The sequence below is a fragment of the Bilophila sp. T19-St14 genome, from assembly GCF_059728385.1.
This window is the reverse complement of the sequence record NZ_BAAGFT010000001.1, coordinates 3,107,908-3,125,941: the sequence shown is the minus strand read 5'-3', so window position 1 is coordinate 3,125,941 and position 18,034 is coordinate 3,107,908. Positions and strand designations below refer to the sequence as shown.

Below are 18,034 nucleotides of genomic sequence, written 5' to 3'. Positions count from 1 at the left end.
CCTGCCCCTTCCCCCTGAATAGCCGAGGGGGTGGATCGCTCAAAAAGTAAAGTTCTATTCAAGGTTACGGTTGATAAAGAGAAGTATGCTCCTTTAACCGCCGGAGGCACGGGCGCCAGCGAGCTTTGAGGACATCCCCCGCCGCATGGCAATGCGGCATGGAGGGGCGAGGAGCGGCCAAATGTCCCGCGAAGCGCAATCGAGAGCAGCGAAGCCGCGCGAGACGAAGCGCCTTCAGCCGTTGCCGGAGGGTGCCTTTCACCGCGCTGGAAGTGCGTCCGCCTTCACGGCAGCGAATGTTCCGCTGAAACAGGGGCAGATGAACGACCTCTGATTGCTGTATCAGCCGGAAACCTTAACACAGCCAAAAGGAAAAGGCTCTGTCAGGATGTGGCTGTTTCATCTTCGCAATACGGTAAAAATACAAACTTTTCTCCAGTTTTTCACTTGGCGGAATCCTTGGCTAAAACATTTTGCTGGTTATTCCTTTGGAACTTCAAGGAAAAAGCATCAACCATTTTCTATGGCGGAGCCAAGTAAAAAAGCCCCTTCCGAAACGCCCGGAAGGGGCTTTTTTACGGGTATGGCGCCTCCCCCTCGCCCTGAGGGGATCTGCATTGGCTGCGCAGAGGCGTTTCTTTCCGGCTGCGGGCGGCCCTCCCGGATCACTGACGGCTATAGTGCCACGGTGCTTGACCTTTCCGGCGGCGGCCTCCCGGCTCAATCCGCATGGGGCATAGGGGGATAAGTTCTTTATTATACATATGGATACATACTTTTTAGGGAAATGTTTCCTTCCGTTATTGCTTTTATAGACAGATCAGTCTAAAAATCACCCATGCAAAACCACATGCAAGACGCCAAAGGCCGTGGCCGCCCGCCCAAACAGCGCGGCGACAAACTGCTGACCCGGGAAATGCTGGTTCACGTCGGGACGGAAGTGCTGACGGAAAAAGGCTATTCCGCAGTGGGGGTCGACGAGATATTGCAGCGCACGGGCATTTCAAGGTGTTCTTTCTACTATTATTTTAAGACAAAGGAAGGGTTCGGCGCGGAACTCATAGACCGCTACAGGCTCTCCATCACACAAAAGCTGGAACGCTGCCTCTGCGACCCGTCCCTATCCCCGCTGGACGGCCTCCGGGCTTTCGTCGGCGGAGTGCGGGACGAGATGGCGCGGGCCGGCTGCCGTTCCGGCTGCCTGATCGGGAAGCTGGCGCAGGAGGTCAACACGCTGCCGGAAAACTTCCGCGAGCAGCTTTCCGCCGCCTTCGCGGAGTGGCAGGATGTTTTCGCGCGCGGCCTGAGTCGCGCCCAAGAGGACGGAGAAATCTCCCCGGAACTCGACTGTTTCTCTACGGCGGCCTTCTTCTGGTACGGCTGGGAAGGGGCCTTGCAAAGGGCCAATCTGGAATTGGACATCAAACCCGTCGACATCTTTATCGACAATTTCTTTTCCCGGCTAACGGGATAAGCCTACCGCCCCCATGAATCGGCAAGCGTCCGAACAGTTTCCGGCGTCCGTCAAAAACGCCGGGGTCTTCGTCTTTTGCCTGTATCCGGCCGCTCGCACAGCCCGGCGCCCCGCCGCCGGCAACGCTTCAAAGGAGATGCCTCATGGATCACGCGGACACCGCCGGCGAACTGGCGACAAAGCCCCTCGGCAGGCTTCTTTTACGCTTCGCCATACCGAGCATTTTGGCGCAGATCGTCAACCTCTGCTACAACATCGTTGACCGCATTTTCGTCGGCAGGATACCTGAGGTCGGCCCGCTGGCGCTTGCCGGGCTCGGCGTCGCCTTCCCCATCATCCTGATCATCTCGTCCTTCTCCTTCCTCGCGGGCATGGGCGGCGCGCCGCTCGCCTCCATCGCCATGGGACGCGGCGACAACGCAAAAGCCGAGCGCATCCTCGGCAGCGCCTGCGTATTCCTCCTCGTCATGTCGCTCGTGCTCACCGTGTTGTGCTTTTGGGCCATGCGCCCGATGCTGCTCATGTTCGGGGCGAGCGAACAGACCATCGGGTACGCGGTCGACTATTTTTCGCTCTACCTGCTCGGTACCCCGGCTGTACAGCTCTCGCTGGGCCTGAACTACTATATTTCCTGCCAAGGCTTTGCCAAGACGAGCATGATGACCGTCCTCATCGGGGCGATCCTCAACATTATCCTTGATCCCATTTTCATCTACGGCCTCGATATGGGCTGCAAGGGCGCGGCCCTCGCCACGATTTGCAGCCAAGCCGTCAGCGCCGTCTGGATCTTCGCCTTCTTCTTCGGCAAGCGCACGATTTTGCGTTTCCGCAGGCAATACCTGCGGCTGAACTTCAAGGAGCTTGTGCCCGTCATCCTGCTCGGCCTTTCCCCGTTCTTCGTCCAAGTGACGGACTGCTTCGTCCCCTTGGTCATGAACGCCGGGATGCAGCAGTACGGCAACGACTATTATGTCGGCACCTTGACCGTCATGTTCAGCATCGAGCAGCTTCTGCGCCTCCCTGTGGACGGCTTGTGCCAAGGCGCCGTGCCCATCATGAGCTATAACTTCGGCGCGGGCAAACCCGAACGCGTAAAAAAGGTCTTTTTCCTCATTCTGGCCTTTTCTTTCGGCTTTACCACCATTGCAAGCTGGCTCATCATGCTCTTCCCCAAGACCTTCATCATGCCGTTCACCGATTCCCAGCGGCTCATCGAAATCACCATCCCCGCCATACGCATATACTTCGGGGGCATGATGTTCATCGGCATCCTCTATGCCTGCCAGCGGACGTTCATGGCGCTGGGGCGCACCAAGCTCTCCCTCATCGGAGCCATGATGCGCAAACTCGTCATCCTGCTTCCGCTCTGCTTCATCCTCCCCCGGTTCGGCTACGGGACTGACGGCCTGCTCTATGCGGAATGCATTGCCGACGTTTTGGGCTCTGCCATCGTCTTTACGATTTTTATTTGGAATTTCAAATCCATGCTCAAAACCGCCTGACGGTACGTCCTTATACATAAGAAACGCATGTGGGAGGGGCTTTCGGGCATCACGCTTAAGGCATGGAAAAAACGAATTGATGCCGTTCATTCGTTTCATGACGCCCCCCTGCCCCTCCGCACTCCGGTCTCGCCTCAGAACGGAGCCGGGCCCCGTACACAGGCAGTTCCCGCCGCAGCGCCTCGCCTCCCATACGCTGCAAAGGAGAAAACGCTGCCAACTCAGTCCGCCCCAGAGAGGACAGGACTGTCTGGACACACCCGGCTTTCACATATCACCATATGCGCCTCCGCCTGATTGGGCTTCCAAATCATTCAACCACAGAGAATAGTGGAGCCTGCCCGCCGATGGTTCTGATTCCGAAGAAGGCTGGCCCCGATAAAAGGAAAGGCTGTGCCATAGAAAATGGCGGATGCCTTTTTCCTTGAAATTCCAATGGAATAACCGGAAAAATGCCTCAGCCATAAAGTCCGCCAAGGGGAAAGCCGGAGAAAAAGGCCGTATTTTCACCATGCTGTGGAGATGAAGCAACCACACACTCGAACAGGGCCAAAGGAAACAACGGAGAAACAACAGGCGGCATCCTGAAGATCAGCCTGTGCAGATGGTGCCCGGCAGGTTCTTTTGCCGTGCCCCATCAGGCCGTTTATCTTGAGCGCCGGTGCCCGATGCCATAGGATTCATGAAAACCAGGCTTGAAGAAGAAGGCTGTTTGGATGGAAACCCGAAAAACGAAAGTCATATTCACTAAAGCCGGAGGCAACGCCAACGGAAGCCCTTCCGTCTGCAGAATATCCCTTCCCAAAGCATGGGTGAATCGTATGGGGCTGACTCCTGAGCGGCGGGAAGTGGAACTGACCTTTGACGGAGACAAAGTCTCAATACAAAATTTGAAAGAATCCCCCGCAAAACGCCGGATGTTGGCAGATAAAAAGAAAATCCGCCGCTTTGCCCTGGTTTGGGGACAGATGTATAAAAACCATGCCGCGGTTCCGCAAAGATATTTTGAACTTGCTGAACTTGTTGGTGATGGAATGGCAGACTTGGGGTTTGAAATGGACGCCGGAGAATCCATGCGGCGAGCTTTTCCCGAAGCAGATGCTTTCCATGACAATGAAGCCCTGAAGGGCATCAGCAGCAAGGTTGACCTGCAAACCTTGGGCAATGCCATTTTCTCACGATGGCGCTATTGGAATCATTGGGCTATGGGGCCCATGCAGGAAGCAGATTTTGAATGGTTTGTGACTGCCTTTTCCCGACTGGCAGAGCTTGCCGAGGATTTGTAATGGAGGCCGCCTGCGCAAACAAACCCCATACCGGTATGCTTCCCCTTTTTGAGGAATTCCTCGGAAAATTTTTGCTGAAACCGGCAGACCAAAGGCAAAGACTCCTCTCACATATCCGCATGACACTTCCTGTCCGTGCCGCCAACACCCAGAAAGGCAATAAAAAAAGCTGGGCTATAGGAAAGGGCTGATGCTTTTTTCCTTGAAGTTCCAAAGGAATAACTGACAAAATGCCTTAGTCAGAAATTCCGCCAAGAGGAAAGCTGGAGAAACAGGCTGTATGTCCGGGGAAAACTAAAAAAAAGCTGTATATCCACTGTGCTGTGGATATGAAACAGCCACATGCCACGACAGAGCCTAAAAAAGTGTTTCGCGCACATATCAGCGGCCTGCAAGAGAAAACGCCCGCCTTCACATCCGCATTGCTCCATACCGCCCAGACCGCCCCGCACGAAATGCTGCCCGCTTTTTGAATAGGCTGTGTCATAGAAAATGGTTGATGCCTTTTTCCTTGAAGTTGCAAGGGAATAACCAATGAAATGCCTCAGCCATGAACTCCGCCAAGGGGAAAGCTGGGGAAAAAGGCTGTATGTTCACAGTGCTGTGGAGATGAAAATACAGATTTTTATCCGTTTTTCCCATTGACGGAATCCACAGCTAAAATATTTTGTTGGCTATCCCTTTGGAACTTCAAGGGAAAAAGCATCAGCCATTTTCTATGACGCAGCCTTGAATAAAAATTGGCCCCTCGAAGGCAACACTTCAAAAAACATGAAATATTGCATGGATACCTTTATCCTCCACGCCGTTGCAAGCGGTACTTCCAGCCGCCCACACCGCCGTTCTTCAGACACCCTTTGTTGACAACCCATACCCCTATAGGCTTAATATACCCATACAGGTATCGGCTATAAACAAAGGAGGAATCCGACATGGACATCATCCACAGGCTGGAAACGCTGCTTGCTTGGGGCGGCACGCGGCGGGACATCGCATTTCTCGGCATTTCCGGCGTCTTTTTGGCCGTCAGCTTTTTTGGCCTGCACCCCTTTCCTTTTGATGCCGCATGGATAGCCATCGTTCTCTGCGGCCTGCCCATTATTCTGGAGGCAATCATCGGCCTGGTGACGGACTTTGACATCAAGGCCGACGTATTGGTGTCGCTGGCGCTCGTTGCCTCGGTCATCATCGGGGAAGACTTCGCCGCCGGGGAGGTGGCCTTCATCATGCAGATTGGCGCACTGCTCGAAGACCTCACCGTAGCCAAGGCGCGGGCCGGCATAGAAAAACTGGTGCGCCTCACCCCCCAGACGGCCCGTGTCGTGCGGGGACAGGCTGAAAGCATCATCCCCGCGGAACAAGTGGCCGTAGGCGACACGCTGCGCGTTCTGCCGGGCGAGGCCGTGCCCGTGGACGGCATCATCCGCACGGGCCAGACCTCCATCAATCAGGCCGTCATGACGGGCGAATCCCTGCCCGTGGATAAGACCGTGGGCGACGAGGTCGCCTCAGGCACGGTCAACCAGTTCGGCGCCTTTGACATGGAAGCCACACGCGTGGGGGAAGACAGCTCCATCCAGCGTATGGTGCGGCTCGTCCGCTCGGCTGATGCCGGAAAGGCGAAAATTGTGCGCATGGCTGACCGCTGGGCCACATGGATTGTGGTCATCGCCCTGACCTCTGCCGCTCTGACATGGTTCGTGACGGGCGAAGCCATCCGCGCCGTCACCATCCTCGTGGTCTTCTGCCCCTGCGCTCTGGTACTCGCCACCCCCACGGCCATCATGGCCGCCATCGGCAACGCCACACGGCACGGCTTTCTTGTGCGCGAGGGCGATGCCTTGGAACGGCTGGCCCAAGTGGACAGATGCGCCTTTGACAAGACAGGCACGTTGACCTTGGGTACGCCGCGCGTAGTGGCTGTAAAAAGCATCATGGACGGCCTTGCGGACGATGAGCTATACCGCCTCGCCGCCGGAGCCGAACAGCTCTCGGAACACCCCCTCGGCAAAGCCGTCGTCATGTCCTTCAGGGAAAGCGGAAAAGCCGCGCCTAAGGCCATTGAGGATTTCCGCATGCTCCCCGGAAGGGGCGTCACCGCGCGCGTGGAAGGGCATACGGTCATGGCCGGAAATCTGGAATTATTGCGGGAACAGGGTATCCTAGACACAGGGGGTCTGGCTGACGCCGCCGCGTCATACCTTGAAGGCGGGCGCACCGTGATTTGCTGCGCCGTGGACGGCAGGCCTGCCGGATGCATCGCCCTGGCGGACACGCTGCGGGAGGACGCCCCGTGCATGGTCGGGCGTCTGCGCCGGCTGGCGGTAACGCCCGTACTGCTCACCGGCGATCACGAAACCGCTGCCGGCCAGATTGCAGGACAGGCGGGGATTGACCTTGTACGCGCCGACTGCCTGCCTGAAGACAAGCTCGACTACATTGACGCAAGCCAGAAAGACGGTGCCAAGGTCTGCATGATTGGTGACGGCATCAACGACGCCCCCGCATTGAAAAAAGCCCACGTAGGCATCGCGATGGGCGGCGTGGGCAGCGACATCGCCGTGGACGCCGCCGACATCGCCCTTGTACATGACGAAATTCGTGAGATTCCCCATCTTGTCGCGCTGGCGCGGCGCACCATGCTTACCATTAAATGCAACCTGGCGTTTTCCATGGGGCTGAATTTTATCGCCATCATTCTTGCCATGACCGGGGTGCTCAATCCCGTGGTCGGCGCGTTGGTGCATAATGCCGGATCCGTGTTTGTCATCATCAATTCGGCTCTGCTGCTCCACTGGCATAAACATGGCATCACCGTAAGAACACCTGCCGCAAAATAACCAGCGCATGGGGATGCGTCATAAAAATCATATCGCTCCTTGATGCTTTCTAAATTCTGGAGGCTGGCGGCAACACCTCCCGAAACCGACGGCAAAGCACGCTGCCCCTTTCCGGCAGGGGCCTCCCCTTGCCGGATATTTGCGCTCATGCCCATTCGGCTGTAGAAAACCAAAGAAATACACCAGAGAGAGGAAACCATGCGCCAATGTACGAACGCCAATGCCGCCAGCATGCACGCACGTCTGAAAAAAATCATCGGTCAAGTACAGGCTGTGGATCGCATGATTGATGAGGACATTCCCTGTGAGGACGTACTCGCACAAATCAACGCCTGCAAGTCGGCCCTGCACCGAGTGGGCCAGATGGTGCTGGAAGGACACATCCAGCACTGCGTGCGCGACGGCATCCAGCACGGGGACGCCGATGCCACCATCAAAAAATTCACCAAGGCCGTTGAGCGCTTCGCCAACATGAAATAACAGGACGGCGGACAGCGCCATGACGCCTGCTCCGGTACGCCATTTCAGTAGGCTACGGTTCCCCTATGCTCCTCCGAAGAAAATCCGGGACGCCGGCAGCAACTGAAACCAGTTCCATAAACAGGAATATTAAAAAGTCCATCGGAATGTAAATCTATTCCGATGGACTTTCATCTTATGCGTAGAAAAGAGTGCTGGGTTGTGGGACTTTTTTGATGTGCGGCACTGTTTCAGGCAGGGATTTTTCCAATCACCCATACATTTTTGTGTCTAATGCTTTACAGCCCCAGAAAACACATTGATTATAATGACTCCCGCAACAATAAAACCAAGGCCAATATATGCTGGCAAATCAAGATGCTGCTTGAAATATACAACACCTATAATTGATATGAGCACAATGCCCAATGCACACCAAATGGCATAGGCAATCCCTACAGGCATGGATTTTAATACATGAGAAAGAGTATAAAACGATACCAAATAGCCGGCAATCGCCCCCAGAGTGGGCAGAAGCCGAGTAAATTGCTTTGAAGCATTGAGGCTGGATGTGGCAAGCGTTTCAGCTATAATGGCCACGAGAAGAAGGGCATAGGTTTTTACAAAGCTGTTCATTTGTCTTTCCCGCAAAGAAAACGGATTTCTGAGATAAATTCAAAGGCAAGGAAAAAACATCAACCATTTTCTATAACACAGCCAATTCAAAAAGTAAAAAGGGATAACGGCTTTTAAGAAATACATGGCTTCAGCCTGATTGTCAAAAATCAGGATAACCTGTTTGAATGACAAAATAACCGTAAATTTCAGACTTGTGTAGTGAAAAAGAAAGGCTCTGTCATGGCATGTGGTTGTTTCATCTCCACAGCACGGTGGACATACAGCCTTTTTCTCCAGCTTTCCCCTTGGCGGAATTTCTGGCTAAGGCATTTTTTCGGTTATTCCTTTGGAACTTCAAGGAAAAAGCATCAGCCATTTTCTATGATACAGCCAAAGGAATATGAAAATTTCTCTTATTTGTTTGTTATTAGTATGTGGTATTCTCATCCCCACAAGTACAACAGCGACTTTTACTGCCCCTGATATAGAAATGCAACACCACTGCGGCGGCAGGCACGGCGGATGTGGTGGATGTGGCGGCTGCGGCTGGTAAAAATACTTGCATAAGGAACTTAGATAGTTAACGATTCTTCCTGTATGGACAAGCAAATATAAAAATAGAGCCGGAAGGTTTTCCTTTCCGGCTCTTTCATTTCCCGTTCCTCAGGTGATTCCTGTAAACACAATGGATATCGAGGAAGGCATGATTTACCAGTATTGAAAAAGTCGAGGGAATATTAAATATGTTATCGTTTTACATAACAATTTTGAAATTGTTGAAAACAACCTTTTGCAGCTTAAAAATCAAATAATTTCAATATATTATATAACTAATGACACGCCCTAGTTCATTCCCTCGACTGATACGGCATTTTTTATCCGTATCCCTGTCATGAAACATCACAAGCAGGCTGGTGTTCCTTTATCGTATATGAACTCCTTTTTTAGCATGCGTCAAAACATATACTGGAATGAAAGTGTATACTTGAAGTTATTTTTGTTGGCTTCATACCCAACACTACGCCAAAGTTCCTTATCCTGATCCATACGGATATAACCGAGCTCAACGTGCATGGTCAGATTGTCATAAATCTTATAGGTGGAATCAAAGTTGAACTCAACAGCCTTATCCGCAGTAGTCATATATGTCATGCTGCCGATAGTATCCTGTGGGTTGGTAATGAATTTATCCCGCACCATCTGTGTGTTGTTTGTGCCTTGATAATAGACCAAGCGCAGCACATGCGACAGATCCTCATAGAAAGAAATATTATTGATCCGTGCCATGGCCGCCCATGTACCGCTGATGCCATAACCAAGCGTCAAGGCAGCACCGCCGTAGTTAGTGCCGTCAAAGCCATAAGATGTGGGATACATGTCGGGAAAAATGGAAGGCAGACGCTCAGAACCGTTATAGGGATTGGCATCATCACCGGACGTATACCAAAGAAGTATCCCCGGCGTGCCGAAATCCATCTTGTACTCAGCAAGAAAGACGGCATACCAGCCTGACCGCTTGACGTCGAAGTGACGACCGTTGAGTTCGGACGTTCCTACATCTACGGATCCATATGCGGCATCAAGAGCAAAATTGAAGGGCTCAAAAGCAGAGAGCTGTGCGGCAATGCCGCCATACCACGCGCTTCCATGCGCCTTGTCGCTGGCACTTATGATGGAGGAAGTTGCTCCAAGAGGCATCATACCCTGCTGGGCAATGGATAAGTTGAAGTCTGTTCCCTGAAAACTATCCCGCCCGACGAAACCATACATCCCCCACGGTGTTACCCGGACTCCATCGAATGTAATGGGCAAAGTCATCCCCACGAAATCCATGGCATCATGCGGGTTAAAAGTCTTCTTCGTTTCGGAATCGTAGGTGAGGGCATTGTCATTTTCGAGACGGAACCAGAACAGGTTGGAACCTATATTCTCAGTAAACGGTGTGGAAAATACGACGCCACCCGCATAGGTAGAATCAGTGGAAATGGCGTTGCCGATGGTGGTGAAACTCGGCAGAGCGAAACCCTGCAGCCCTACGCGCATTCTGGCCTCAGTATCGGGAATGGCCCAGTCAACGTAGCTTTCGAGGATACCGATGAACTTGCCATCCGTTCCAAGGGCCGCCCCCTGACTCTGGTATCCCCAGTTCTGATGGCCTACCTGGAAATAGACGACCCCCTTAAGGGATTCGGATGCAATGATCTCGATCCACGTACGCAGTCGAGTGCTTGCCCGCATATTGTCGTCGTGATTTCCTTTGGCAAGGTTGCGATCCGCCCATGAAAAGGGACGGTGTTGCCAGACACCGGCAATCTTATATTCCGTTGCTGAGGCTATAGGGGCAACGGTAAGCATTGCCGCAAGGATTAAGAGAGAGAGAGAGAGAGAGAGAGAGAGAGAGAGAGAGAGAGAGAGAGATTCTCTTGTATTTCATTATATTTTCTCCATAGGATTATACAGTATTACAGAGAATCCATCATTTTCGCCTTGGCGAGATCGCTTCGGTAAGTGAACCCCGCAATAAGCATGCAAAGTGCGGCAAGGAACAGAATGCCTTGCATGTAGACGAGTGCGTCATTAAGCCCGAAAGCCTGAGACAATCCTCCGGCAATCACAGGGCCGAAGAAGCCTATCCCTTGAAGAAAAGTCACATAGGTTCCATAGGCCGATGCCCGATAGCGGGCAGGCACAAGCTCCTGAGTGGAAATATGGATGCCCGTATAAGGAAAATTCACCAACAGAATGCCGAGTACGATGGGGATGAACCATCCATAACTGAAGGCAATGATGAATAACGTGGCGCTCAGCAGAAAAATAGGCATGCCGAACCAAGCACGAGTACGGTTGTCGATTCTTGCCAACCGATCAGAAATGAGGCCGGAAACGGGCATGATACAGATTCCACCTATCAGATACACGGGGCCAAGAGCTGCTCCGGCTTCGGCGCTGCTCCAACCGAGAGTGCGAACCAGGTACATAGGAATCCACGCCATCATACTGGCGAAAACAAGGTTGCTGAGCCCTGCCCCGATCCCCATAAGCACGAGAGTCTTATTTTTGAGGGTGACGCCAAACGCTTCCTTGAGATTACTCTTCTTTGGAGAGGCTCCCTGCTTCTCTGTACCGTTGGGCAGAAACATGGAAAGTACGGCAAAAACAAGGGTCAAACCTCCGATGACCATAAACGAAACGCGCCAGCCGTAGAGTCCGGCAAGCAGGCCGGAAGCGGATGTGCCGAGGGCAAGCCCCACGGCCATGGAAGAGTTATAGATACCAATGGCCGACCCCCAACGGGACTTCTTTGTCCATGAAGTCAACAGGGATACGGACACAGGGGCGTAGCTGGAGTTGCCTATGCCAACCAGAAAGCGGCCGCCAAGAATCAAGAAAAGATTGGTAACAAAGCCGCACAGCGTACATCCCACCCCCCACAGGAGGGACATGACCGTAATGGCTCTTTTCTTTGAAGTCTTATCCGCAAGGTAAGACAGAGGAAGTACAAACAGCCCCATGCTCAGGAGAACCGCCGAGCCAATGAGCCCCAACTCCGCATCGGTGAAACCGAGCTCCTTCTGCATGCTGGGGAAAACAGCAAGGACGCCAAGGCGCGCTGCAAAATCCAGCATAAAAAGACAATATAAAACAATAACCCCATAGATATATTTAGGTTTACTGACGATGACATCGGCGACGTCGTCATTGGCGACCTGTTGTTGGGACATGGTTCACTCCACAAAAAGATATGACTTTAGAGACCGGGCGGATGCTTCCGCCCGGCATGCCTAAGTGGTTATTCCGGAACGCTATGAGCGTATGAAAATGGTCTTGCCGCCGACGATGGTTTCCATGACCTTGATGTCACGCAGCCTTTCAGGGGCACATTCCAACGGGTTGGTGTCGAGCACGGCGAGGTCCGCGAACTTGCCAGGTTCGAGGGAGCCCTTGTCCTTTTCCTCAAAGTTCTGCCATGCAGGGTTGATGGTGTGAGCGCGCAGGGCATCCACTACGGAAATGCGCTGTTCCGGCCCAATAACCTCGCCGGAGGCGCTTATGCGATTGACGCAAGCCCAGATGGACAGGAAAGGATCAACCGGCACGACGGGCACATCGCAATGGGCTGTGGCCACAATGCCGCGCTCAATGGCCGAACGCATCGGGTTCTGATGGGCCGCACGTTCGGGGCCGAGGAAGATGCCCTTATGGCGATCGCCCCAGTAATAGACGTGCAGCGTATAAAAAGTGGGAGTGACACCCAACTTCTTGAAACGGTCAAGCTGATCTTCACGGACATTTTGGGCATGAACCATGAGGAAGCGAGGATCGGCAACGGGGTGTTCTTTCTGAGCGGCTTCAATGGCATCAAGAACATCCTCAGAGGCTGCATCACCATTGGTGTGGATGACGATCTGATGCCCCGCCTTATGATACTTGGCGATTAGCTCAAACAGCTTCTCACGGGTATGGGTGGGATAGCCCCGCCATTCCGGGTCTCCCTTGAACGGAGTATAGTAAGGTTTGGACATGTATGCCGTGAAACACTGGATAGAGCCGTCCTGAAGAAGCTTGACGCCGCCACGGTGAACCTTGGAACTCTGGAAGGTTTCTTCTTCGGATTCATCAAACAAGGTGAACAGAGGATTGTAGGTCACCCGGATAGGAAGGCGATCCTGTTTCGCGGCAAGGCGCACAGCCTTGAAATATTTCTGGTGCATCACCCCGGCGTCGATTGCGTTGGTAATACCCTTGCCTGCGTAGTCGGCACAAGTCTTTTCGATTTCATCAACAAGGCGTTCGCAGGAGAGCTGGGGGAGCTGCCCATAAAGGTTGATGACTGCCGTTTCTTCCAGAATGCCGTTCGGGGTGCCGTCCGCCTCGCGCCTGATAACCCCACCGGCAGGATCGAGGGTTTCCCTCGAAACCCCTGCGAGCTTGAGAGCAAGCGTATTGGCTACACCGAGGTGCCCGGAAATATGGCTGACCACAATGGGATGCTCCGTGCTGACCTGATCCAAGTCATGGCGGGTGAGGAACCGTTTTTCAGCAATCATGGTGTCATCGAAGCCATACCCCTGTACCCACTCACCCGGAGGCGTCGCAGCAGCCCGTTCCTTCAATCGTTCGAGGCAATCGGCAAATGTGCGGCAATCTCCAATAGGCGGAGAATTCAAGTCCACCCGAGTGGCATGAAATTCCACATTCATAAAGAAGTGGCCATGCGCATCATAAAATCCGGGGATGACTGTCGCGCCGTTGAGATCGGTCCTTTCCGCACCAGGCCCGGCAAGAGACAACATTTCATCATTGCCGCCCGTGGCAAGAATGCGCTCACCCTTGAAAGCGATGGCGGGAACAACAGTATTGAAGGCGTCCATCGTCAGGATGGTTCCATTGAAAAGGACTCGTGTTGCCGATTCCATATTGACCTCCAAAAAACAGATTACAGATGACGCAACCATTTATAATACATAACAAAAGTATGCATCATATTAGGATGCCCATTTCCTCGATCGGTTTTTCAGAGTGCGCACTCTTTGTGATATAATGATCAATATTGATGCCAAACCGTTATTTTTTCTCTACTACACTGTTATTATTAAGTTAATAAAATAAAACCCCATATGTTACAGTTCTCTTATTTCAAAAAAATGAAAAAATGTTATGTCGATTTTTGAAATAATGCAAAAAAATGAAAACACTGATATAACCCGCCGTGATAATCCATTGGAGGACACACATGTTTTCCCCCACTAAACAACAGGCTTTTCTCCTGCTGGCGCTGGATATTTCGCGTCGCCCCCGTTCCGAACAGGATCTAGCGATATTAGCCGGAACACCTCAGTCCGCCATACGAAATGTACTGGAACCTTTGCGGCAGACGGGAAAAGTGCGCCAGTCCATTTCCGCTCACTCTCAAGAAGTTTTGTGGGAAGCTGATCCCTTGCCGCCACGCGAAGCTGAAGATTTGTCCCTCCTTGTACGCCGTTCCGTCCCTCAAGGTGACATCACGCGCTATATGGGATACCTGCACGAAGGGTGCAGCCTTGATGAATGCGAGTATGTCCTTAAAGGCCTTGATGATTCCTATAACGCATGGACTCCCGGCATGGGGCTGTATGTGGAACTGGCGATACGGTTCCTCTTGGAGTGGGGAGTGCGGCACAAGGACGACTCAGGCTCTGAGAGCTGGAAATACATCAACCTCGTGCTGGTAGTACAAAGCCTCTCCCTGTTTTCACAACGCCTAATCCGTTTTTCTCTGTCCCTTTCTCCTCTGGCTGAAGCCATCGCTGAAGCAAGCGGCAACGAGCAGATCAAGCCATTCATCAATATTCAGCAGCTCTACATGGAGCTTTTCCTCGGTTACCCCCAAGAGGATGCCCTCGGGAATATCGCCCAGGAACTGGAGCGTGTGCAGAATATTAATGAACCGGCCCTCAGCAAGCTCATACCCGCGCTGGTGGGAGCGTTCTCCTTTATACGTGGCGAATTTCAAAAGACCATTGAGTCCTACCGCCTCTGCCTTGAGCGACCACACTGGTGGTACAGAAGGCTGTTCGAGGGAATGGCGCTCAACACCCTGTTTGCTGCGACCTATCTTAAGCTGTACCACTTTGCGATGGGCATCAGCGAATCGGCCCAGAAAACAACAGCCCTATCAGGGGATACCACCGTATCTCTATTCTATCTGGCACAACACTGTTTCCTGTTATTGCGTAAACGGGATACCGAAAAAGCGCTTGAAGGCATCAATCGACTCCTTCTGTCTTCACAGTATTCTTCCAACTACGTACTCAATTCCTTATGTGTCCGCCTGCTCGCTCTTCACCATTATCTGGAAGGAAACATCAAATCTTCCTACCACCTCTTTAATCGGGAAATCGGGCAAGCCGCTGCAATGGGGCTTGAAGTATCACCTTTTTATGATCCCCTCATCCTTGATATGCTGTATGTCTTCGAACAGGAGGGCTATCCGCCGGTTTCTGGGCATGAGCTCGACAAACTCACAAAAACGCTGATCCACAGCGCCAGCACCCACCTCAAGGGCGCTGCGCTGCGCATTCAGGCATTACGGGAACGAGATCAGGGCGCCCCCCCGGACACGGTTCTTGATTTGCTGTATCAGAGCTTGAAATCATTGCTTTTTTCCGCTGATACAAGGGAGATTGCCCTTACGGAATATGAATTTGCCAATACCTTCGATTTGGCGGGGCAGCATGATCAGGCTGAAAGGCTTCGCAATGAACTGTTCAAGGCCACGGGACAAAAACTGGACGTATCCGTCGGCTATCGCCTAGCCAGCGTATTATGTCTGAACGCATCCAAAGATATTGTCGCTCATGTATCGCGAAGCCAGCTCCTCAAAGCCCATTTTCAAAGCAACAGCCCACAGTTGGGAAGGGAAATCATCGCCCACTGCCATAAGTCCTTCCACGACTTTCCCGTGCAGGAGCAGCTCGGCGACATGTACTACGCATTGGTGAAAATCGCGCTGACCGAACTCAGAGCAGAACAGGCAGCGTTGTTCAGCTCCGACGACAAAGGTGAAATCCGCCACGAGCGATCCGTAAACCTAACATCAATTGAGCTGGGCAGCGAACAGATGAGCCATTGCCTGAAATGGATACGGGAAATGGTACGGGAGAAATACTGTTCGTCATGTATTCACCAACAGTTCGGCCTGTGCCTGTTATTAGATATCGGCAGAGCCTACCCTTGGGCCATCTACCTGAATAACACTTTTACGGAAGGGCTGTTCAGAAAACTGACCCATTTCGAGATACAGGATATTGCAAGGCTCTTCGCCGCTGAATTGCGTTCCTGTCTGAGAATCGAATCGGTCAGGGACAAAGAAATCAGCAATCAGTGTGCCCGGTTCAAGACTATAGTCTCATCACAGGAAGACAATGAGATGCGCCTTATAATCGGGGACGGACTGAACGACATCATGCAGGGGGCCCGTCGCGTCAGCGCCACGGACATCCCTATCCTACTCTGGGGGGAAACCGGCGTAGGCAAAGAAGTTATGGCTCGGCAGGTGCATCAGCTCAGCGAATGCCCCGGCCCATTCATTGCCGTACACCCCGCCAGCATGCCGGAAACATTATTTGAGAGCGAATTCTTCGGTTACGAACGCGGCGCGTTTACCGGTGCGGCGAAACAGAAAATCGGGCTCTTCGAACTGGCTGATCAGGGAACCCTCTTCATTGATGAGATTGGTGAAATATCGCCCCTGATTCAAACCAAATTGTTGCGGGTATTGCAGGAACGCCGTTTTATGCGCGTCGGCGGAACACAGGAAATTTACTCGCATTTCCGTTTGGTCGCCGCAACGAATCGAGACTTGTGGCAAGAGGTCAGGGAGGGCCGTTTTCGGGAAGACCTGCTGTACCGAATTTCAGTCGTTCCATTGAAAATTCCCGCCCTGCGCGAACGCCGGCAGGATATCATGCCGCTTGCCGCAGCCTTTATAGACTACTTCAGTCGCCGCTACGGCAAAACTCCCCATCCACTAACCGAAGCGCAGCAGCGCCTCCTTTATGAATACGATTGGCCCGGAAATATCCGGGAACTTAAAAACGTACTCGAACGGGCGGTCATCCTTTGCGAGCAAGGTGGTGTTATGCATTTCGATTTCCCGACAACACGGAAGCAACAAACTCAAAACACAGAACCCCCTGTCAACGACATTTTTGCATCCCTGCCTACAGTGGACAAACTGGAAGAACATTATCTGCGCTATGTTATGGAACAAACCCAAGGCCACGTACTTGGCGATAAAGGGGCTGCAGCACTTCTGAATATGAAACAGACAACGCTCTACGCCAAGCTTAGAAAGTACGGCATTCGCCCGACAAGAAAAAATAATCCCTGAAAACAACTCTCCTCAACATCTTTCGCCCGCTCCGGTCAAACATGAACCGAAGCGGGCTTTCTCCTAACGCCGGGATGGGACTATGCCCTTCTCCTTTATTGTGGGAAAGAGTTTTCCAGGCTTCCGCTCTGTGGGAATGGCCCGCCCATCCTGCACAGAGTAACCATCCAATTTTCCACGGATTTTTTCCATTGTGGGAACGCCTGGAAAATAACTGAATAAATCCAGATTGTTCCATTTTCCCCCTTTCAGCGCTCCGAAACGCCCCTATGGGGAGAAGATGCTTTCTACCCACTTCCGAACAGGTAAACCGAGTTTCAGTCATAGGCATATCTATAAATAAATCTATAAACTCTCATTCAAGAAGAAAAAGAAATTTTAAAGAAGGGCGTTCTCCCCTCCGGCTCTTGGCGCTCATACGTTTTTCCGTGAACAGGTGCTCTCCTGACGCTGAAATGTATAAAAATGGAACACACTGATTTTTCATGACTTTTTTCATACTTTTCCCACATTAATGCAAACAGGGCATAATATTTTGGAATTTCAGCTGTTTTTTCCGCCTTTTCTCGATAATTTTTCACATTTTGAAGGCCCTGAAAACACCCCTTCGGAAGCCATTTTTCCCCTGTTTTCCCCAGTCTGCGGTCAATTTCGGCATTTCTTCATTTTGTACTCCTCAAACGCCTTCAAAAGCTGTTTGACGGCCTTCCTCCGCCATTTTTACGAAATATAGCCCAATTTTCACCTAGTTATTCCTATTCCTTTTTTTCAATAGGCTATATTTTTACCATACTGAGGAGATGAAACAACCATATCCTATGACAGAGTCTTATTTTACCTTTTTCAGGTCATCTGTTTACGGAAAAGCGCCTTTTGGTGCTTGAATAGTCCCCTCCTTAACCACACTAGTTTTCTAGTATTACTGTGTAAAATCTACAGAATTATCTGTAACCAAACAATCAAAGGCCGATATATGTCCGACA

General features: G+C 52.0%; 12 protein-coding genes. 7 read left to right on the top strand and 5 right to left on the bottom strand.

The window, feature by feature from the left end; genetic code table 11:
• The first annotated feature begins 181 nt into the window (after positions 1 to 181).
• The 6 genes from AC6I1V_RS13135 to AC6I1V_RS13110 all read left to right on the top strand — a co-directional run bounded on the left by AC6I1V_RS13135 (position 182) and on the right by AC6I1V_RS13110 (position 7,582).
• Positions 182 to 334, top strand: coding sequence for a hypothetical protein (locus AC6I1V_RS13135; RefSeq protein WP_497737063.1), 153 nt, complete (start codon positions 182 to 184; stop codon positions 332 to 334).
• A 516-nt stretch (positions 335 to 850) separates the two neighbouring features.
• On the top strand, positions 851 to 1,474 hold the full coding sequence (locus AC6I1V_RS13130; protein WP_302551560.1) for a TetR/AcrR family transcriptional regulator: 624 nt from the start codon (positions 851 to 853) through the stop codon (positions 1,472 to 1,474).
• A gap of 143 nt (positions 1,475 to 1,617) precedes the next feature.
• The gene (locus AC6I1V_RS13125; protein WP_302551559.1) at positions 1,618 to 2,976 is read left to right on the top strand and encodes an MATE family efflux transporter; all 1,359 of its coding nucleotides are present in this window, start codon (positions 1,618 to 1,620) and stop codon (positions 2,974 to 2,976) included.
• Between the two features lie 695 nt (positions 2,977 to 3,671).
• On the top strand, positions 3,672 to 4,262 hold the full coding sequence (locus AC6I1V_RS13120; RefSeq protein ID WP_486849565.1) for an AbrB/MazE/SpoVT family DNA-binding domain-containing protein: 591 nt from the start codon (positions 3,672 to 3,674) through the stop codon (positions 4,260 to 4,262).
• Positions 4,263 to 5,194: 932 nt separating this feature from the next.
• Complete coding sequence (locus tag AC6I1V_RS13115; RefSeq protein WP_497737062.1) at positions 5,195 to 7,102, top strand: heavy metal translocating P-type ATPase; 1,908 nt, start codon at positions 5,195 to 5,197, stop codon at positions 7,100 to 7,102.
• Positions 7,103 to 7,300: 198 nt separating this feature from the next.
• Positions 7,301 to 7,582 (top strand): metal-sensing transcriptional repressor, encoded by a 282-nt coding sequence (locus tag AC6I1V_RS13110; protein WP_178640387.1) that lies wholly within the window; start codon positions 7,301 to 7,303, stop codon positions 7,580 to 7,582.
• A gap of 270 nt (positions 7,583 to 7,852) precedes the next feature.
• On the opposite strand, the gene AC6I1V_RS13105 is transcribed toward AC6I1V_RS13110, so the two are convergent.
• The 4 genes from AC6I1V_RS13105 to AC6I1V_RS13090 form a co-directional block, all read right to left on the bottom strand.
• Entirely contained in the window at positions 7,853 to 8,197 is a 345-nt protein-coding gene (locus tag AC6I1V_RS13105) for a DMT family transporter (RefSeq protein WP_302551554.1), read from the bottom strand.
• 936 nt (positions 8,198 to 9,133) lie between these two features.
• Complete coding sequence (locus AC6I1V_RS13100) at positions 9,134 to 10,546, bottom strand: outer membrane homotrimeric porin (RefSeq protein WP_497737104.1); 1,413 nt, start codon at positions 10,544 to 10,546, stop codon at positions 9,134 to 9,136.
• A 95-nt stretch (positions 10,547 to 10,641) separates the two neighbouring features.
• Positions 10,642 to 11,901, bottom strand: a complete 1,260-nt coding sequence (locus tag AC6I1V_RS13095; protein WP_294626428.1) for an MFS transporter — start codon at positions 11,899 to 11,901, stop codon at positions 10,642 to 10,644.
• A gap of 81 nt (positions 11,902 to 11,982) precedes the next feature.
• Positions 11,983 to 13,596, bottom strand: coding sequence for an amidohydrolase (locus AC6I1V_RS13090; protein WP_497737061.1), 1,614 nt, complete (start codon positions 13,594 to 13,596; stop codon positions 11,983 to 11,985).
• Between the two features lie 317 nt (positions 13,597 to 13,913).
• On the opposite strand from AC6I1V_RS13090, the gene AC6I1V_RS13085 reads away from it, so the two are divergent.
• Positions 13,914 to 17,051, top strand: coding sequence for a sigma-54 interaction domain-containing protein (locus AC6I1V_RS13085; protein WP_497737060.1), 3,138 nt, complete (start codon positions 13,914 to 13,916; stop codon positions 17,049 to 17,051).
• 359 nt (positions 17,052 to 17,410) lie between these two features.
• On the opposite strand, the gene AC6I1V_RS13080 is transcribed toward AC6I1V_RS13085, so the two are convergent.
• Positions 17,411 to 17,632 carry a hypothetical protein gene (locus AC6I1V_RS13080; protein ID WP_497737059.1) on the bottom strand — a complete coding sequence of 74 codons (222 nt, stop codon included), beginning with the start codon at positions 17,630 to 17,632 and terminating at the stop codon, positions 17,411 to 17,413.
• Positions 17,633 to 18,034: the final 402 nt, after the last annotated feature.